At 47.5% G+C, this 18,252-nt stretch carries 19 protein-coding genes; 5 read left to right on the forward strand and 14 right to left on the reverse strand.

Going from position 1 to position 18,252, the window contains the following annotated elements; genetic code table 11:
• Nucleotides 1-6 precede the first annotated feature (6 nt).
• The 7 genes from sucC to EJN92_RS02620 all read right to left on the reverse strand — a co-directional run bounded on the left by sucC (nt 7) and on the right by EJN92_RS02620 (nt 7,692).
• Nucleotides 7-1,188: an ADP-forming succinate--CoA ligase subunit beta gene (sucC, locus tag EJN92_RS02590; RefSeq protein WP_407701547.1), complete on the reverse strand. Its 1,182-nt coding sequence runs from the start codon at nt 1,186-1,188 to the stop codon at nt 7-9.
• A gap of 77 nt (nt 1,189-1,265) precedes the next feature.
• Nucleotides 1,266-1,823 carry a DUF2889 domain-containing protein gene (locus tag EJN92_RS02595; RefSeq protein ID WP_126126399.1) on the reverse strand — a complete coding sequence of 186 codons (558 nt, stop codon included), beginning with the start codon at nt 1,821-1,823 and terminating at the stop codon, nt 1,266-1,268.
• A gap of 210 nt (nt 1,824-2,033) precedes the next feature.
• Nucleotides 2,034-2,498 (reverse strand): recombination regulator RecX, encoded by a 465-nt coding sequence (gene recX, locus EJN92_RS02600; RefSeq protein WP_126126400.1) that lies wholly within the window; start codon nt 2,496-2,498, stop codon nt 2,034-2,036.
• 71 nt (nt 2,499-2,569) lie between these two features.
• Entirely contained in the window at nt 2,570-3,610 is a 1,041-nt protein-coding gene (gene recA / locus EJN92_RS02605; protein WP_126126401.1) for a recombinase RecA, read from the reverse strand.
• A gap of 199 nt (nt 3,611-3,809) precedes the next feature.
• Nucleotides 3,810-4,745: a transaldolase gene (gene tal / locus EJN92_RS02610; RefSeq protein ID WP_126126402.1), complete on the reverse strand. Its 936-nt coding sequence runs from the start codon at nt 4,743-4,745 to the stop codon at nt 3,810-3,812.
• A 22-nt stretch (nt 4,746-4,767) separates the two neighbouring features.
• Complete coding sequence (gene selD / locus EJN92_RS02615; RefSeq protein WP_126126403.1) at nt 4,768-5,820, reverse strand: selenide, water dikinase SelD; 1,053 nt, start codon at nt 5,818-5,820, stop codon at nt 4,768-4,770.
• A 405-nt stretch (nt 5,821-6,225) separates the two neighbouring features.
• Complete coding sequence (locus EJN92_RS02620; protein WP_126126404.1) at nt 6,226-7,692, reverse strand: DEAD/DEAH box helicase; 1,467 nt, start codon at nt 7,690-7,692, stop codon at nt 6,226-6,228.
• Between the two features lie 223 nt (nt 7,693-7,915).
• Between EJN92_RS02620 and modA the strand changes: the two genes are divergently transcribed.
• From modA to EJN92_RS02640, 4 genes are read left to right on the forward strand one after another with little or no spacing between them, the layout of a single operon-like run.
• Nucleotides 7,916-8,905: a molybdate ABC transporter substrate-binding protein gene (gene modA, locus EJN92_RS02625; protein ID WP_227869673.1), complete on the forward strand. Its 990-nt coding sequence runs from the start codon at nt 7,916-7,918 to the stop codon at nt 8,903-8,905.
• Nucleotides 8,902-9,312, forward strand: coding sequence for a TOBE domain-containing protein (locus tag EJN92_RS02630; RefSeq protein WP_126126405.1), 411 nt, complete (start codon nt 8,902-8,904; stop codon nt 9,310-9,312). Before modA ends, EJN92_RS02630 begins: the two co-directional genes overlap by 4 nt.
• Nucleotides 9,309-9,998, forward strand: a complete 690-nt coding sequence (modB, locus tag EJN92_RS02635; RefSeq protein WP_194074956.1) for a molybdate ABC transporter permease subunit — start codon at nt 9,309-9,311, stop codon at nt 9,996-9,998. The genes EJN92_RS02630 and modB overlap by 4 nt, the downstream gene beginning before the upstream one ends.
• Before the next feature lie 13 nt (nt 9,999-10,011).
• Nucleotides 10,012-10,881 carry an ABC transporter ATP-binding protein gene (locus EJN92_RS02640; RefSeq protein WP_126126406.1) on the forward strand — a complete coding sequence of 290 codons (870 nt, stop codon included), beginning with the start codon at nt 10,012-10,014 and terminating at the stop codon, nt 10,879-10,881.
• Nucleotides 10,882-10,947: 66 nt separating this feature from the next.
• Here EJN92_RS02640 and fabI read toward each other — a convergent pair whose 3' ends face one another.
• The 3 genes from fabI to EJN92_RS02655 all read right to left on the reverse strand — a co-directional run bounded on the left by fabI (nt 10,948) and on the right by EJN92_RS02655 (nt 13,200).
• Entirely contained in the window at nt 10,948-11,730 is a 783-nt protein-coding gene (fabI, locus tag EJN92_RS02645) for an enoyl-ACP reductase FabI (protein ID WP_126126407.1), read from the reverse strand.
• A gap of 274 nt (nt 11,731-12,004) precedes the next feature.
• Nucleotides 12,005-12,610 carry a glycerol-3-phosphate 1-O-acyltransferase PlsY gene (gene plsY / locus EJN92_RS02650; RefSeq protein ID WP_126126408.1) on the reverse strand — a complete coding sequence of 202 codons (606 nt, stop codon included), beginning with the start codon at nt 12,608-12,610 and terminating at the stop codon, nt 12,005-12,007.
• A gap of 98 nt (nt 12,611-12,708) precedes the next feature.
• Entirely contained in the window at nt 12,709-13,200 is a 492-nt protein-coding gene (locus EJN92_RS02655; RefSeq protein WP_126126409.1) for an aminoacyl-tRNA deacylase, read from the reverse strand.
• 74 nt (nt 13,201-13,274) lie between these two features.
• Here EJN92_RS02655 and EJN92_RS02660 point away from each other — a divergent pair, with 74 nt between their 5' ends.
• Nucleotides 13,275-14,471, forward strand: coding sequence for a glycerophosphodiester phosphodiesterase (locus tag EJN92_RS02660; RefSeq protein ID WP_126126410.1), 1,197 nt, complete (start codon nt 13,275-13,277; stop codon nt 14,469-14,471).
• 54 nt (nt 14,472-14,525) lie between these two features.
• On the opposite strand, the gene xerD is transcribed toward EJN92_RS02660, so the two are convergent.
• From xerD to EJN92_RS02680, 4 genes are all read right to left on the reverse strand, one after another.
• On the reverse strand, nt 14,526-15,449 hold the full coding sequence (gene xerD, locus EJN92_RS02665) for a site-specific tyrosine recombinase XerD (protein WP_126129730.1): 924 nt from the start codon (nt 15,447-15,449) through the stop codon (nt 14,526-14,528).
• The gene (locus EJN92_RS02670) at nt 15,446-15,967 is read right to left on the reverse strand and encodes a methylated-DNA--[protein]-cysteine S-methyltransferase (RefSeq protein ID WP_126126411.1); all 522 of its coding nucleotides are present in this window, start codon (nt 15,965-15,967) and stop codon (nt 15,446-15,448) included. The genes xerD and EJN92_RS02670 overlap by 4 nt, the downstream gene beginning before the upstream one ends.
• Nucleotides 15,968-16,383: 416 nt before the next feature.
• Entirely contained in the window at nt 16,384-17,664 is a 1,281-nt protein-coding gene (locus tag EJN92_RS02675; RefSeq protein WP_126126412.1) for a TRAP transporter large permease, read from the reverse strand.
• Nucleotides 17,661-18,212, reverse strand: coding sequence for a TRAP transporter small permease (locus EJN92_RS02680; RefSeq protein WP_126126413.1), 552 nt, complete (start codon nt 18,210-18,212; stop codon nt 17,661-17,663). The genes EJN92_RS02675 and EJN92_RS02680 overlap by 4 nt, the downstream gene beginning before the upstream one ends.
• Between the last annotated feature and the right edge of the window lie 40 nt (nt 18,213-18,252).

The raw sequence follows: 18,252 nt of genomic DNA on the forward strand, positions 1-18,252 counted from the left end.
TTGCGATTATTTAGCTTGGGCAGCGGCAACAACTTTCTGCGCCGCTTCTTCCATGGTGTCTGCAGCAATGATAGGCAAACCAGAGTCAGCCAGCATCTTCTTGCCGATATCTTCGTTAGTCCCCTTCATACGCACTACCAAAGGTACTTGCAAGGAAACCGCTTTAGACGCAGTAATCACGCCCTCCGCAATCACGTCACAACGCATGATGCCACCAAAAATATTCACCAAAATAGCTTTCAAACCTGGGTTTTTAAGCATGATTTTGAAGGCTTCGGTAACTTTCTCTGCCGTCGCGCCACCACCAACATCAAGGAAGTTAGCCGGCTCACCACCGAACAACTTGATTGTATCCATGGTCGCCATCGCCAAACCTGCGCCATTAACCAGACAGCCAATATTGCCATCAAGAGAAATGTAAGCCAAGTCGAATTTTGAGGCTTCGATTTCAGCTGGGTCTTCTTCGTCCAGATCGCGGTAAGCAACGATTTCTGGTTGACGGAACAAGGCATTTGCATCGAAGTTGAACTTGGCATCAAGCGCGATGACTTTGCCCGAACCGGTCAAAATCAAGGGATTGATTTCAGCCAGTGAGCAGTCAGTTGCCATGAATGCAGCATACAAACCTTTTAACTGATTGCGTGCATCAACCACGGATGCGTCTGGCACGCCAATTTTACGGGCGATCGCATCAGCTTCTTCGTCTTGCAAACCAGCTGTAGGATCAATCGCGATCGAATGCAATAATTCAGGGTGACTTTCAGCCACTTCCTCAATGTCCATGCCACCTTCAGAAGACGCCATCAATACTACGCGTTGGCTAACACGGTCAGTCACCATACTGACATACAACTCCTTCTGAATGTCAGCACCTTCTTCGATCAGAAGCCGGCGAACTTTTTGTCCTTCTGGACTGGTCTGATGAGTAATCAGCTGCATACCCAGAATAGCTTCTGCGTATTCGCGTACTTGCTCTAGGGACTTTGCAACTTTGACGCCGCCGCCTTTACCACGGCCACCCGCATGGATTTGCGCCTTGACAACCCATACCGGGCCGCCCAGAGTTTCTGCCGCTTTGACTGCCTCGTCAACAGACAGGCACGGGATACCGCGAGGTACTGTCACTCCAAATTTACGGAGGATTTCTTTACCCTGATACTCATGAATTTTCATACGTCTTCCCTTCAGACACTGAGGTATTAGTTAAATTAGTAAAATTACTTACGACAAGTAAAACAAAAACGGTACAGCTTTGCGTTAAGCGACTAGATTGCCCAGCGCGGATAATATTGCACCACGGCTGGACCATCTAGCCTTAATGCATGACAACGATTGAGTTGAAACGGTTGCTGCGTGTGCTGGGCGTCATCATTTGCGCCATCACGCGTATTAAGTACATCACCTGCAAAAGCCTGAACTGCTGCGGTTGGAAGAATTTGTGCTAATTCGGTAATATGCGTGCAGCCATTAATGCCGGAGAGCCGTTGCTTTACGCCCTGACGAAATTGCTGCATTAAATTGAGACCGATAAGCTTTTTGTATTCAGGCCCTATCGTATTGCAAAAACCTGGATATGGTACGGCATCAGAGACAGCATTTGCGTCAATGATATTTAAACTAGTATCGATCGTAATGCGAAGACTCAAATCATGAATGGCCGAACCATTAGGACGAACGCCGGAAGCGAGCGCAATGTCACGCGTTTTACAGTCAATAATTTGAGCGTCAAAATCCCACAATCCATCGTCACGTGCGAACGCTTGGATAGTGATGGTGCGCGTATGCTTCAACGCACGTCGAATTGTAGGTGGAGATAAGGGCATAAATGCCTGTTACGGGCTAATTCAGTGTAAAAATAGCCACAATTGCGCGTCGCTACCGCAGCTTCTACGATAACAGCCGCTCTTGCGGCACTGCAAAAAAAGGAAGTTTAGCACAGCTCGCAGACTAATTCCATTTTCATCGACGCCATCGCCCCGCTAACAAATAAAGCTCAGGAAAAATTCGGCAATAACAAGCAGTCGGAAATATGCTCAGGCGTCATCATCTCCGTTATCTCTCTTTGCCCGCATTGCCGCTTGAATTGCCCCACCGGAAAAGCCACGCTTCTGCAAAAACTGCATTTGCTTTGCGCGCTCTATATGATCTGCTGGTTCGAGTCGGTATTTTCTATGCAGGACCTCAATCGCTCTTACGGCTTCCGACTCAATCAACTGCGACTTTATTTTTTCAATTTCGGTCTTCTCGATATTATGACTTTGCAACTCTAAAAAAATACGTTGATTGCCGAACCTAGCCTGCCGTCGCCTTACCAAGGACACAGAAAACCTCTCCTCTGACAGGAATTGTGCGGCTTCTAATACGTCGAGCAATGCAGGCACATCGTCAGCTTCCTCTGCATAGCGAGACAACTTTCGCCCCAATTCCAAACGGCTATGTTCGCGCATAGAAAGGTAACGCAATGCTCTTGCTTTAAGACTTACTTTTACTTTAAACATTTTGACGCCCATAAAAAAACGCCGGCAATCCTAAGACATCAAGGAGGCCGGCGTTCTTAAATATTTGATTCTTATTCGCTAACTGCTAACGGTGGTAATAAAGGCACGCCTAGTTGCACCCTGACTTTATTCTCTATTTCGTGCGCCAAGGCTGGGCGTTCTACCAGGAAATTACGCGCATTATCCTTACCTTGTCCAATACGCTCACCGTTATAGCTATACCAAGAACCAGCTTTCTCAATAATTTTTGCATCGGCACCCAGATCCAAAATTTCGCCTTCGCGCGACGTACCTGCTCCATAAAGAATATCAAAATGTGCCTCTTTAAACGGCGGCGCAACTTTATTCTTGACGACTTTAACTTTAGTCTCATTCCCGATCACTTCATCGCCTGATTTGATCGAGCCGGTACGTCGAATATCCAATCGAACAGAAGCATAAAATTTCAATGCATTACCACCGGTAGTGGTTTCTGGACTGCCGAACATAACACCGATTTTCATACGAATTTGGTTAATGAAAATCACCAAAGTATTGGTACGATTAATACTGCCCGTTAATTTTCGCAATGCCTGCGACATTAGACGCGCTTGCAAACCTGGCAGAGAATCGCCCATATCACCTTCAATTTCGGCGCGTGGAGTCAGTGCAGCAACAGAATCGATGACAATCAGATCAACACTACCTGAGCGCACTAAAGCATCCGTAATTTCCAATGCCTGCTCACCAGTATCAGGTTGAGAAATCAAGAGATCAGGGAGATTAACGCCTAATTTCTGGGCATAACCGACATCCAGTGCATGCTCGGCATCAATAAACGCACATGTTCCGCCTAGTTTTTGCATTTCTGCAATGACTTGCAAAGTCAGAGTGGTCTTACCGGAAGACTCAGGTCCGTAAATCTCAACCACGCGACCACGCGGCAAGCCACCGACACCCAGCGCAATATCTAAGCCCAAAGAGCCTGTAGAAACAACTTGAATTTCTTCTATAACTGCACCATCAGCGAGGCGCATGACCGAGCCCTTACCAAACTGTTTTTCAATTTGCGCCAGTGCGGCAGCTAGAGCCTTACTCTTTTCAGAGCTGTTGTCAGATTTTTTATCGTCCATAAATTCTTTCAGTTAAGAGCAAGCAACAAGATGAGTCTTTAAAATGCGTCCAATAACGACACTGTATAAAAAATCAGTAGTTTATGCAAGCATCATTTTATTAAATTTGAATAATCTCTTTTTTTATACACCGACGATGAGCCCAAAAACCGTATGCAACCCTCGATCGCACAACAAACGTAGACCTTGATGCTGGCGCTCAACGCATTGTGGCAATCATCTGCTCCAATTTGAGTGTATCCGCACAGAACATACGTATCCCCTCTGCCAGTTTTTCGGTTGCCATTGCATCTTCATTTAAGTGGAAGCGAAAAGAGTTTTCATCCATGGCTAACTTCTGCAAATCCGATGCCTGCGCCGCCTCTTTATTCAATTTTGGAGTCAAGCTAACGGTGGAATCACTTAATTTTTGCAACAGGTCAGGGCTAATCGTGAGTAAATCACAGCCCGCCAGCTCTAAAATCTGGGAAGTATTGCGGAAGCTCGCGCCCATAATTTCGGTGGCGTAGCCAAATTTTCGGTAGTAGGTATAGATCTTTTTCACAGACAAGACTCCTGGGTCATCCGCACCATAAATTTCTTGCCCAGTCTGTTTCTTATACCAGTCATAAATTCGACCAACGAATGGCGAGATTAATTGTGCACCAGCCTCCGCACAGGCGATCGCTTGCGGCAGGCAAAATAACAGTGTCATATTACAGCGTATGCCTTCTTTCTCTAATATTCGAGCAGCCTGTATCCCCTCCCATGTAGAGGCAATTTTTATCAATACTCTCTCTTGAGGAATCCCGGCCTCTTGATACAAGGCGATTAAATGTCGACCTTTGGCGACCGTTTTTTCTGTATCAAACGATAGTCGTGCATCCGTTTCAGTAGAGACCCGACCCGGTACGATTTCGAGGATTTTTAGACCAAATGCAATCAACAGACGGTCAATAATTTCATCTATCGATTTGCTCGCGTGCTGCTGTAAAACTCGCTCCAATAATGGCAGATATTCGGTTTTTTGCACCGCTTTCAATATCAAGGATGGATTGGTTGTCGCGTCACGCGGTGCATACGCTTGCATGGATTGAAAGTCGCCAGTATCAGCAACGACGGTGGTGTACTGCTTGAGTTGTTCAAGTTGATTCATATAAAATTTCGCGTAAAAAAGATCAAGGGTTTACTTCTACTATACTTGTTCCCGCAACAATATCACCTATTACGGATGCATCCAAAAAATCACCGCTTCTAAATATTTCTAAAACCCGCTCTACCGAGCCAGCATCACAGGCTACTAATAAGCCACCCGAGGTTTGCGGATCACTCAACAAAGCTTGCTGTACAGCACTTACTCCATTAAGTTTGACGTCCTTACCGTAAGCCTCCCAATTTCGTGCCGATGCGCCCGTGATATAACCGGCCTCAGCCAGTTGCGCCACTTGTGGCAATAAAGGGATCGTTGACATGTTCAAGCGCGCACCAACTTGCGCGCCACGACACACTTCCAACAGGTGTCCAAGCAAACCGAATCCAGTAACATCGGTCATGGCACTCACCCCATCCAAGGCGGACAGTGCTTGCCCTGGCTTATTCAACTTAGTCGTATTCGCAATCATGCTGGCATATCCGGCATCATCTAAGGCTTGTTTTTTCAGCGCCGCCGACAAGATGCCAACGCCGATAGGCTTGCCAAGTATGAGCTTGTCACCCACTTTGGCATCGGAATTGCGCTTGAGTTTAGTAGGGTGAATTAAGCCCAATACCACCAAACCGTAAATTGGTTCTACTGAATCTATCGTATGTCCACCTGCTATTGGGATACCCGCTTGCGCGCAAATACTCTCACCGCCCTGGATCACTTGCCCAATCACCTCTAACGGCAACTGGTTAATTGGCATGCCCACTAAAGCCAAGGCCATGATAGGTGTGCCGCCCATCGCATAGACGTCAGAAATCGCATTGGTTGCAGCTATTCGGCCAAAATCATAAGGATCATCGACGATAGGCATAAAAAAATCAGTAGTCGCAATCAGCGCCTGCTCGTCGTTGAGTTTATATACTGCGGCATCGTCAGAGGTTTCAATACCAACCATTAAGGCCGCAGGCACCGGAAAGCCGGTCGATTTTTTTAATATCTCGGCCAGTACACCGGGCGCAATTTTGCAACCGCAGCCACCACCGTGCGAGAAAGAAGTCAGCCTTATCGGAGTTTCATTCGTATTCATCTAGACAACCTTTTAGAGTGCGTTAGTATTTCAAGCGATTATTTCGTACTAAGCTAGTATTTAACAACAGAACAATCGAAGTGCATGTCACTAACGAAAAAAAATCTCGGCGCACCACAACAAATGAACGGACATCGCTGCTAAGTTAAGCCCACAATTATACGCTGAGCCTGTTACCACGTTCGGTAACGCCTGCACGCGCGAAATTTCAATAGCAGAGCAAACACTCACTCATGCGTTACCACATAAAAAATTCTGTCGGAACTTTGCGAACACTTTAACGAATTTAGAATCTGCCGATGCTAGCGTCTGAATTGAACTTGCGGTTAAAAGAAAGCGACCATAAAAAAACGGGCACTTACGTGCCCGTTTTTAATTTACTGATGCGTTGCAACTTCTTGCCGATTACCGATCGCCGAATGAGCGACGGTTACCGTTAGCATCGCCAGAGCGTGGGTTGCTACCCTTGTAACCACCACCAACCTCACTACGTGGTCCATTGCTAGATGGGCTATTTGGTTTACTGAAGGTACGCTGGCCTGGCTTGCTACTATTGCCATTAGAGTTCGCACCATAGCCGCCGCCACTAGAACGTGTATCACCCGGTTTCCAGCCACCTGGTTTGCGCGCTGTAGAGCGTGAAGCAACGGCACTCTTCTTAGGCTCAAAACCTTCGATGACATCGACTGGTATCAATTGTTTAGTGAAGCGCTCGATACGCTTTACGTTGATGCCTTCAGCATGATTTACCAAAGAAATCGCTACACCATTACGGCCAGCGCGACCAGTACGACCGATACGATGGACGTAATCCTCTGGGAATTTAGGTAAATCGTAGTTAAATACGTGAGTAATCGCTGGAACGTCGATACCACGAGCAGCAACGTCGGTCGCCACCAAGACACGAACCTGACCACGACGCAAAGCATCTAAAGTACGGTTACGGGCACCTTGATGCATGTCGCCATGCAAGGCGGCAGCAGCAAAACCAGCGATATTCAAACGGTCTGCGATGGTATCAGCATCACGCTTAGTTGCAGTAAATACAACGGCTTGATCAACCGACTCATCACGTAACAAATGATCGAGCATACGATTTTTGTGCGACAGATCATCAACGAAGTGAACTTTTTGCGTAATGTTTTCGTGCTTAGTCGCAGAACCGGCGATCTGAATGATCATAGGATCTTTAGTGATACGGCGCGCCATATTACCGACGACGCCATCAAGCGTAGCGGAGAACAGCATGGTTTGACGTGACTCTGGAGTCGCGGCAACGATTTTTTCGATATCATCGATAAAACCCATATCCAACATGCGATCCGCTTCATCCAAAACCAAAATTTCTAATTCAGAAAAATCGATCTTGCCCGATTCCATGTGATCAATCAAACGACCTGGAGTGGCGACCAAAATTTCTGGATTGCGTGACAGTAATTGCATTTGCTTAGGGTAAGGCATACCACCCAAGATAGACACAGCCTTGATCTTACGTGAGTAAGCACTGTATTTTTCTGTTGCTGTAGTCACTTGCAAGGCTAATTCACGGGTTGGTGTCAATACCAACATTTTTGGTTTAGCTGCTTGAAAACGTGGACGTTCGCCACGTGAACGGGCCGACTGACGCTCCTGATTTGGCGTCTTGTCAGCGGCAGTTACTTCGAGGCTGTCGGCTGCAGTTGCAAATTTATGCAAGGCTGGCAACATAAAAGCCGCTGTTTTTCCTGAACCCGTCTGGGAAGAAACCAGCAAGTCACGTCCCGCGATCGCGGCAGGCACAGCCTGGATCTGTACCGCTGTAGGGTCTGTGTAACCACTGTCAGTGATAGCGCGGAGTATGGACGTGTGCAGGCCTAGTGTTTCAAAAGTCATTTAATTTATCTTTCGTTATATATCTACGCCTGGCAAAAGCAAGGCGCGCAAAAAAGCAGCGTCAACCAACGCGAAATGAACAAAGAAAACCAGTTTCAAAATGAAACGAGAGCGGTATACGATGAAATTTCGGCACAAAAGCTTTGCGCCGGGATGATGTCTTTTAAGGATCAAGACATACAGGGCGGGAGGGCTTTCACATTGCTACATCTATTACTACCAGATGCGCATAGGCTACGGAGCTGCAGTAGCACCACAAGAATATATTGCAGTGCAAAAAAGTGACTATACAGTATTTCCAATAAAAATGCACCTAATTCTTGACTTGCTGCAGGTTTTCAGCAAAGAGTCCTCGCATAATTCCATTAACAAGATCGATTACATGCATTCATATCTAGCTAGCCTGCATAATACACAACTTATCCATAACCAAAAAAAAATCATCGTGATCTACAGACTGCTCATTGCCCCGACAATCGCATTATTTAGCCTAGTTTTTTTTCAACATACTGCTAGCGCGGCGACTCTCACCGTCGCAGTCGCTGCGAATTTACAATATGCCTTGGAGGAGATTAAAACCGAATTCAAGAAGGAGACTGGGCAAGATCTACAGTTAAGCTACGGCTCGTCGGGCAAGTTTGTGACTCAAATTATCAATGGTGCTCCTTTTGACGTATTCCTCTCAGCTGATATGGCGTATCCAGACTACTTATATCAACAGTCTTACGCCACCGCCGCACCGAAAATCTATGCCTATGGCAGTTTAGTATTATGGAGCATAAAAAAACAGGATTTAGCTCAATGGCAAAGCCTGTTAATTGGCAATTCAGTCTCTAAAATTGCCTTGGCCAATCCTAAAACTGCGCCCTACGGAAGGGAAGCGATGAACGCGCTGAGCTACTACAAACTCGAGACGCGTTTAAAGCCGAAACTAGTGTTTGGGGATAGCATTTCACAGACCAATCAGTACATCCATTCTGGCCTTGCAGATATAGGATTTACTGCGAAGTCTGTGGTACTTTCCCGTGAAATGAAAGATCAGGGTAGCTGGATAGAAATTCCGCCCGAATCGTATCAGCCTATCGCGCAAGGAGCGATCATACTCAAGCACGGTAAGGAGAATAACCCCATACCTGCACAACAGTTTTACGATTTTCTATCTTCGGCAAAAGCGCGGGCGATCTTCCAAAAAAGCGGATATACCCTACCATGAACATCTTATGCGGCCAGATCGCGGCAATTGAAGCGCATGGCAGCGTTGCTATCGTTGATGTCAGTGTAGACTGCCATCGATTTACCGCTACGCTACTTGGCAGCCCTGAGCAACTAACTCAATGGAAAACAGGTCAGTCGGTGCAATTGCTGTTTAAAGAGAGTGAAGTCGCGCTGGCAAAGAATTTATCTGGGCAAATCAGCCTCAGAAATCGCTTACCCGGCCGGGTAACTGCCATCGAAGTCGGACAGGTTTTAACCCGCGCGCTCATAGATATGGATGGTTTGCAGTTCAGCTCTATCATTACCTCACGCTCAGCACGCGGTTTACAACTGGCGGTCGGCGATCTGGTTGAAGGTTTAGTAAAGTCGAATGAAATGAGTTTAATTTCGGTAGAGGATGCATGATTTTTTTGAACCTGGACTGGGGTCCCTTACTGCTGACTTTTAAATTAGCGGCAATCACCACTTTAATACTATTCCTGCTAGGACTCCCTCTCGCGTATAGCCTAGCGTTTTCGCGTAGCCGCTTTAAGCCCTTGTTTGAAGCCAGTGTCAGTATGCCCTTAGTGCTACCGCCGTCAGTACTGGGATTTTATCTGCTACTGGCGTTTAGTCCGCAACAGGGCTTAGGGCTATGGCTAGCGCAGACCCTCGATATTCGTCTGGTGTTCAGCTTTGCCGGACTGGTGATAGCCTCGGTGATTTTTAGCTTGCCGTTTATGGTGCACCCACTACAATCGGGATTGCAAAATATCCCCTATTCCCTGGTCGAGGCGTCTCGCACTTTGGGCAAGTCTGATTTGCACACCTTATTTCGTGTCCTGCTACCGAATATCAAATCATCTGTGCTGGCAGGTATAGTCATGACCTTTGCTCACACCATAGGTGAATTTGGTGTCGTCTTGATGATAGGTGGCAATATCCCTGGTGTGACAAAAGTGGCTTCCATCGCGATTTACGATGAAGTCGAGAGCCTAAATTATGCCGCTGCGCATACTTACGCACTGCTGTTATCGCTCATCAGCTTCGCGGTCTTGCTGCTGGTTTATACCAATAATCGGCGCGCCGCCCTGCCGCTAACGCGCAATTGAATACCTCACGCACATGCTAGAACTTGATCTGCAAAAAAATCTGCGTAGCAACTCCTCTTCGATAGAGATCGCGGTCAGCTTTACCGCAGAGTCGCATGATTTCGTGTCTTTGTTCGGGCCCTCCGGCGCCGGTAAAACCACGCTGTTGCGCATGCTGGCTGGCTTGACACAGCCGGATCAAGGGCGACTGGTGCTTGATGGCGTGACCTGGTTTGACTCGGCAAAAAAAATTAATCTAACGCCGCAGCAACGCTCTATAGGCTTGGTATTCCAAGACTACGCACTGTTTCCGAATATGAACGTCAGGGACAATGTTACCTATGGCGCGCAAAAAAATCAGGGTGCATGGATAGACCATTTATTGCAGCTAACAGGCTTAAACGAATTTAAAAATAGCTTGCCTAGCACCCTCTCGGGCGGCCAAAAGCAAAGAGTCGCGCTGGCGCGCGCCCTAGCACGCAAACCCAAGCTCTTGCTACTGGATGAGCCCTTGTCAGCACTCGATGGCAGCTTGCGCTCACAATTGCAAGACGAGTTACTGCAACTACATCAGGAGTGCCGACTGACCAGCATCTTGGTTAGTCACGACATAGGCGAGGTTTTTAAACTTTCGCAATGCGTGCATCAGATGGAAATGGGCAAAATTATTAAGTCAGGCACTCCGGCACAAGTCTTTTTACAGCAACGACTATCCGGCAAACTCAATCTGCGCGCGCAAGTGCTGGCAATCCGTAGGGAAGAAGTGATCTACGTACTATCGCTATTAATCGCTCAGGATATCGTAGAGATTATTGCGGGAGAAGATGAGATAAAGGGCTTGAAGGTGGGAGATCAGATTGCGATCTCAAGCAAGGCTTTCAGCCCTTTGATTTTCAGGCTATAAAATTATGGCGCATTCGAACTGCAATGCGCCATAAATATACACAAACACACAAAATTAAAGCGCAGCCTATTCCGGTGTCAGGCCCATTACGTGCGAGAAACCGCCATCGACATAGGTAATTTCACCAGTGATACCGCTGGCCAAAGGTGACAACAAGAAAGCGGCAGTATTCCCCACTTCTTCTATCGTCACATTGCGGCGCAAGGGAGCATGTTCAGCCACGAAGCCGAGTAATTTACTGAAATCCTTGATGCCGCTAGCCGCCAGAGTCTTGATAGGACCGGCTGAAACGCCATTCACACGTATGCCTTTTTTGCCCAGGTTTTCTGCCAGATAGCGTACTGAAGCCTCTAAGGACGCTTTAGCCAAGCCCATGGTGTTGTAATAAGGTATCGCACGTATCGCTCCCAGATAGGACAACGTCAAAACAGAAGAACCTTCGTGCAACAGCGGCAATGCCGCTTTCGTCATCGCCGGGAAGCTATAAGCTGAAATATCGTGAGCGACTTTAAATGCTTCGCGTGAGAAGCCATCGAGGAAATCACCGGCAATCGCTTCGCGTGGAGCGAAACCAATTGCATGCACCAAGCCATCCAGGCGATCCCAATGTTTGGCCAGATCGGTAAACACCGCATCGATTTGTTCATCGCTACTGACGTCACAATCAAAAATCAAGTCGCTGCCGAACTCTTTGGCGAAATCAGTAATTCTGTCTTTAAAACGCTCGCCCACATAAGTGAAAGCCAATTCAGCGCCTTCGCGCTTACAGGCCTGTGCGATGCCATAAGCGATAGAACGGTTTGACAACAAACCGGTGATCAGAATTTTTTTGCCTTGCAGAAATGCCATGGTAACTCCAGGTATTAGCGCAGTACTGGTGCGGCTTACAGGCCAAAAAGCCTTGAAGAACCGCATGGATACTGCGCTAAGGGTTTTATACTTATTTTATACAGTGTGCATCTACTCTATTTAAACAGGTTCTGCGCTAGAACAAGCCTTTAGAGCGTTTACTCACTATTTACTCAATAGGGCGGAATTGTAGTTGTTCGCGCTTAAACGGGCAAATATTAATTCTATTTTTGCCACAACAAGAATGCGAAAACCTAGCTAAGTAGCCGCCAAACTATTTCTTTTTGCTGCCGAGGCGACTCTCTTTACCCTGCATAAGATTACCGATATTGCTGGAATGACGATACACCAGCAAGGCACTCATGATAAAAATAGCGAGTAATTTCGGGTCTGGGCCGAACAACAAGCCATAATAAAACGGCGCGAAAATGGCCGCGATCAAAGCGCCTAAGGACGAATAACGGAAGGCATACACCACCACGATCCAGGTAATCAGCGTGGCCAAGCCCAACCAGGGATTTATCCCAAGCAAGACGCCGAGCGCAGTAGCGACGCCCTTGCCGCCCACAAATTTAAAGAATATTGGCCATAAGTGTCCCAAAAACACGGCTAGCGTCACCAAGGCTACCGCAGTATCACCCAAGCCAAACTGTGTACCAAATTGCACCGTCAACCACACCGCCAACCAACCTTTCGCACCGTCACCTAGCAAAGTGAGCACGGCTGCCGCCTTATTCCCACTGCGCAGCACATTGGTAGCACCCGGATTTTTGGAGCCATAAGTACGCGGGTCAGACAAGCGAAACAACTTGCTGACTACCACAGCGAATGAAATTGATCCCAATAAATAGGCTGCCAACATTGCCAGTAAAGTATTCATCTCTATTTTCCTAGTTTCTTATTTCTAGATTGTTTGTTTTATTTAATTTGATTTACTTTTATTTACTTGTTTCCGACAAGCAAAATATTTTATATCAACTAGTCATCCAAAGCACACTCAACAGCTTGCGCTTTCAGTAGCTCCGTCAGGAGTGCAGGATTGATTCCTAACAAATAGCCGCGCTTGCCGCCATTGATATAAATTTTATCCAGCAGAAGAATACCCTGTTCAACATACACAGGCATGGCTTTTTTTGTCGCGAAGGGTGAGGTGCCACCGACCATGTAGCCGGAATGGCGTTGCGCCACCTCGGGCTTACATGGCTCTACCGATTTGCAGCCTATTTGTCGTGCCAGATTTTTGGTCGACACTTTGCAGTCACCATGCATCAGAACAATCAAAGGCTTGGCTAATTCATCCTGCATCACCAGGGTTTTGACAACGCTATGTTCATCCACCCCTAATTCACGGGCCGACACCGTGGTGCCGCCATGTTCTTCATAAGTGTAAGGGTGTTCACTAAATACAGCGGCTTGCTTACGCAAAAACTGGGTCGCCGGTGTTTCTGATACATGTTCTTTTTTAGCCAAAACGTTTCCTTCATGTCATAAGCAGGTCATATCCGAATTATATCGTTATGCTTTTATCCACAACGAGAAATTTCATGCAAATTCCACGTCATGCAGCTTTGCTTTTGGTTTGCTCCGCCAGTGTTTTAATCGCAGCCTGCGGCAGCAGCGATGCACCTAGCGCATTGCCAACTTTAAACGGTGAAAAACCTCTCGTGGTGGCACATCGTGGTGCCTCTGGTTACATCCCTGAAGAAACCTACGAAGCCTATGTCAAAGCCATAGAGCTAGGCGCTGATGCGATCGAGCCGGACCTAGTGTCGACTAAAGACGGCGTGCTGATCGCCAGACACGATCCTAATCTTGCCGGCAGTACCGACGTCGCCAATCACCCAGAGTTTGCCTCGCGCAAAAAAACGCTGAGTGTCGACGGAGAATCACAAACCGGCTGGTTTGCCAGCGACTTTACTTTTGCTGAAATCAAAACTTTGGGCGGCATTTCCACCGATGCCGAACGGCCACAGCAATTTAACGGGCTCTACAAATTGGTCAGCTTTCAAGAGATCATCGATCTGGTCAAAGCCAAATCAAAAGAAACTGGACGCACGATTTCGGTCTATCCAGAAACTAAAAACCCTAGTTATCATCGCGCCCTCGGTCTGCCTTTGGAAGACAAACTGATCGCGATTATCAATCAAGCCGGCTGGAACGATAAGAGCGCACCTATCTTCGTGCAATCCTTCGAGCCAGGCAGTCTGAAAGAAATGCGCGCCAAAGGTTTAAAAACAAAATTAATCCAACTGATTGATGCCGATGACGTCGATCTTAAAACAGGTAAATTGACCTACGCTGCGCCTTACGACCGGCCTGTAGACTGGGCCTTGGCGGGCGATAAACGTATGTTCTCCGATATGGTGACACCAGCAGGTCTGGCCGAAATCAAAACCTACGCGGATGGCATAGGTCCGTGGAAACGCTATATTGTCAGCGTCAAAGGCACTGTGGGTGCAGATGGAAAGATAGTCGACATCAACGGCGATGGAAAAATTAACGATGCCGACACCACGACTATGGAGCCAACGAGCTTAGTCGCAGATGCCCATAAAGCGGGATTGATGCTGCATCCTTACACCTTCCGCAATGAAAAGCGCCGACTTGCCAGCAATTACAAAGGCGATCCAAAAGAAGAATACAAACAATTCTTCCGCTTGGGTGTCGATGGGATTTTTACGGATTTTACCGATACGGCCTTAGCCGCGCGTGCCGAGTATTTGAAAGAAACGGGACGTTAATCAGCTCCAGGGATGAGCTCAAAACAGAACTCATCCTTATCTGACTAGGCTCAGCTAGCCCCTAGGATGATGTTGCGCGTGTAATTGTTTTAAACGCTCGCGCGCAACATGGGTGTAAATCTGAGTCGTCGAAATATCGGCATGCCCCAGCAGTAATTGCACCACCCTTAAATCGGCACCGTGATTTAATAGATGGGTAGCAAATGCATGTCTCAGGGTATGTGGTGATAAGGGCGCGACTATGCCAGCCTGACTGGCATATTTTTTTATCAGCACCCAAAACATTTGTCTGGTCATAGCGCCACCGCGCGCCGTCACAAACAGGGCGTCATCAATCTGTCCATCCAAAATCACCGCCCTGCCCTCGCGCAAATAGCGCTCCAGCCAGGTTCTGGCGACTTCACCAAAAGGCACCAAGCGAGTTTTATTCCCTTTGCCGGTAATGCGCAAGACACCATCATTAAGACTCATGTCGAGCGCCGCCAAAGACACCAGCTCCGTCACACGTAAGCCACAGGCATATAACAATTCGAGCATGGTGCGATCACGCAAACCCAAGGCAGTATTTACGTCCGGTGCCAGCAGTAAGACCTCGACCTGTTTTTCGCTCAATGTTTTAGGTAAGCGATTCGCTTGCTTCGCCGACTTGAGTTTGGTACAGGGATTAGCGGCAATCAGATTTTGCCTGAAAGCCATTTGATAAAAGCGCTTGAGTACGCTCATACGGCGATTCGCGGAAGTGGCTTTTGATGCGCTATGCTTCTCGGCAATGTAGGCGAAAATATCCGTCTCATTCACTTGATACAGATGTTTTTCGTTTTTTTGCTGCAGCCACTCGGCAAATAGGCGCATATCACGTCGATACGCTTCCAGAGAGTTTTTAGCCAAGCCATCTTCTAGCCAGAGATTGTCGCAAAACGCATCAATTTGCGCCTGCACTTGTGCCGGCAATACGATGACAGGCGTGGCTGTATCTATTTGGCGGCCCACAAAGACTCCTGAGTATAGCCAGCAACCTGTTCATGCGTCAGCAACCAGCGCTTCACCCCTAGATGGAAACCAGTCTCATCATCGTGATGTGCAAAACCGCCTAAGCCAGCTGCGGCAGTGACTCGATGACAAGGAATCACTAAAGGATACCAGTTGGCACCGCAGGCCTGCCCAACCGCACGTGGAGCTGACTGTATATGTTTGGCAATTTGTCCGTAGGTGCGCACTTCACCACGCGGTATAGATGAAATCGCATTCCAGACTTTGTGCTGAAATACGCTACCGGCAGGTTTGAGAGCGAGCTTAAAACGAAAGTCGGCTTGTTCTATGTAAGACTCAATTTGCTGTGCCGCTTGCTCAGATATTTTATCTGTCGGTGCTTTTTCCTGAAACCTGGGCGGCAGATACACCAATTCACTGATGAAATTGCCCTCACTGCGCACGCCGATATAACCGAAAGGCACACTGACGATCGCCGAAAAAATAGCCGCTTCGCTTTCCAACATAGTTACTCCAGAAAAAAACGCGCAATGCGCAGCCAAAAGAAAAAAGGCGCATCCAAGGATGCGCCTTTAAAACATCTTTCGCGTTTCGGGCCGTTTAGACTTATTTGCATAAATCTCAGCTTATATTAAAACGCGCGTCTCCCCAGTGTGTTCGGTATGAATACCGCTTTTTATTGCACTTCCGCCTTAAAACTTGTTTGCACTGCTGTACTGCAAATTTCGATCTGGCGAGAATATAACATGCAATTTCGCGCGATTCAAAAGCAAAATTGGGGAAAAATATGAAATGTTGCGAATTTGTAAAAAACCGTATTAGTGAAATAAATTTCTGGACAATTTACTTTTTTTCACAATTTTTTAAAAAGACGGGAGGTACGATGCTAAGCCCCCCCCTCCTTGAATACACTCGGCGTTTGTTACTTGTATATAAGTTGCGGCAACCAGGTTGAAATGATAGGCACATAAGTAATCAGCATCAAGAAGCCTATCATCGTCATTAACCAAGGCATGACTGCGATGGTCAACTCGGTGATTCCCATCTTGGTGATGCCCGAAGCGACGTAAAGATTAAGCCCAACTGGTGGATGGCACATACCGACTTCCATATTCACTACCATGATGATACCAAAATGTACGGGATCGATGCCCAGCTTCATCGCCACCGGAAACAAAATAGGCGCCATAATCAGGACGATAGAGGATGGCTCCATCACATTACCAGCCAAAAGCAGTAAGACATTGCAAACGAGCAAGAAGCTGACCACGCCAAAACCTTTGCCCAAGATCCAACCCGCCATTGCTTGCGGAATATTTTCGCTGGTCATCAAAAACGAAAACAACATGGCGTTGGTGATGATGTAGAGCAGCATGGCTGACATCGCCGCCGAATCTAGCAGTACTTTTGGCACCTTCATTAAAGTCATGTCTTTGTAGACGAATACCGCCACCACAAAGGCATACACGGCCGCGACCGCAGCGGCCTCAGTGGGTGTAAACATGCCCGAATAAATACCGCCCATGACGATCACGATCAGCAATAAACCCCAGGCGCTTTTACGGAAAGCGATCCAGCGCTCAGCCCAACTGGATTTAGGCATGCGTGGATAATTGTGCTTGCGCGCCAGGAACCAGGTGGTTAATCCCAATAAGATAGCCAACAGCAAACCTGGTATCACGCCCGCCATAAACAACTGCCCCACTGAAGTATTGGTCGAGACCGAATACATCACCATCACGATAGACGGCGGTATCAATATCCCCAGTGCCCCGGAAGTAGTGATCACGCCTGCGCCAAAACCTTTGGGATAACCTTGCTTCACCATCGCTGGCATGATGATGGAGCCAATCGCCACCACGGTTGCCGGGGAAGATCCGGATACCGCAGCAAACAGCGCACACGCCATCACTCCAGCCAAAGCCAGACCACCATGCCAGTGACCGACCATAGAGGTGGCAAAATTAATCATGCGTCTGGCGACCCCGCCATGCGTCAGAAAATTACCCGCCAGAATAAAGAAAGGGATCGCCATGATCTCGAATTTCTCTATCCCGGTAAACAGTTTCAAGGCGACCGATTCGATAGGCACATTGGTCATGGTGAATAAGAATCCCAAGACCGTTAAGCCCAGAGAAATCGAAATCGGCATGCCCGTCAGCATCAGCGCCAGCAGTAAGACAAAAATAATCGCGGCGTTCATGCTTTCACCTCGTCTTCCAAACCTTCTACGTGCGAATGATCATGTTTAGGTAATTCGCCGGTTTTAATAAAAGTCCAGGTTACTTGCAAGAAACGGAAGCACATCAGATAAGAGCCTAGCGGTATTGCCATATACACCCACCACATAGGGATTTCCAGATCCGCCGAAGTCTGATCTGTGTGCGCAATGTCCCAGACAAAACTCGCGCCTAAAGTACCGACAATACCTGTGAACAAGGCGCCGGCCAACAATCCAAAAATGACGAACTGATTGCGCCGTGTCGGCTTCATTTTATTGATTAGTACATCGACCCCAACGTGGATACCGGTACGCACACCGTAAGCTGCGCCAAACTTTGCCATCCACACGAACATATAGATGGTCAATTCTTGTGCCCAACTGGTGTTAATTTGAATCAGCGCGTCCTGTACGTAGGGGATAGCAAAGCCGGATAAATAGCGATGCACGACAGCAACAAAGATCACGATGGTGGCCGCCCCCATCAAGGTGGCAATTAACCACTCTTCCAGATGATCAAGAAATTTCATGGCATTTCCAATATGAAAGGTGGGCAAGCAAACCTGCTCG

The sequence above is a fragment of the Undibacterium parvum genome, assembly GCF_003955735.1.
Lineage (GTDB): Bacteria > Pseudomonadota > Gammaproteobacteria > Burkholderiales > Burkholderiaceae_D > Undibacterium > Undibacterium parvum.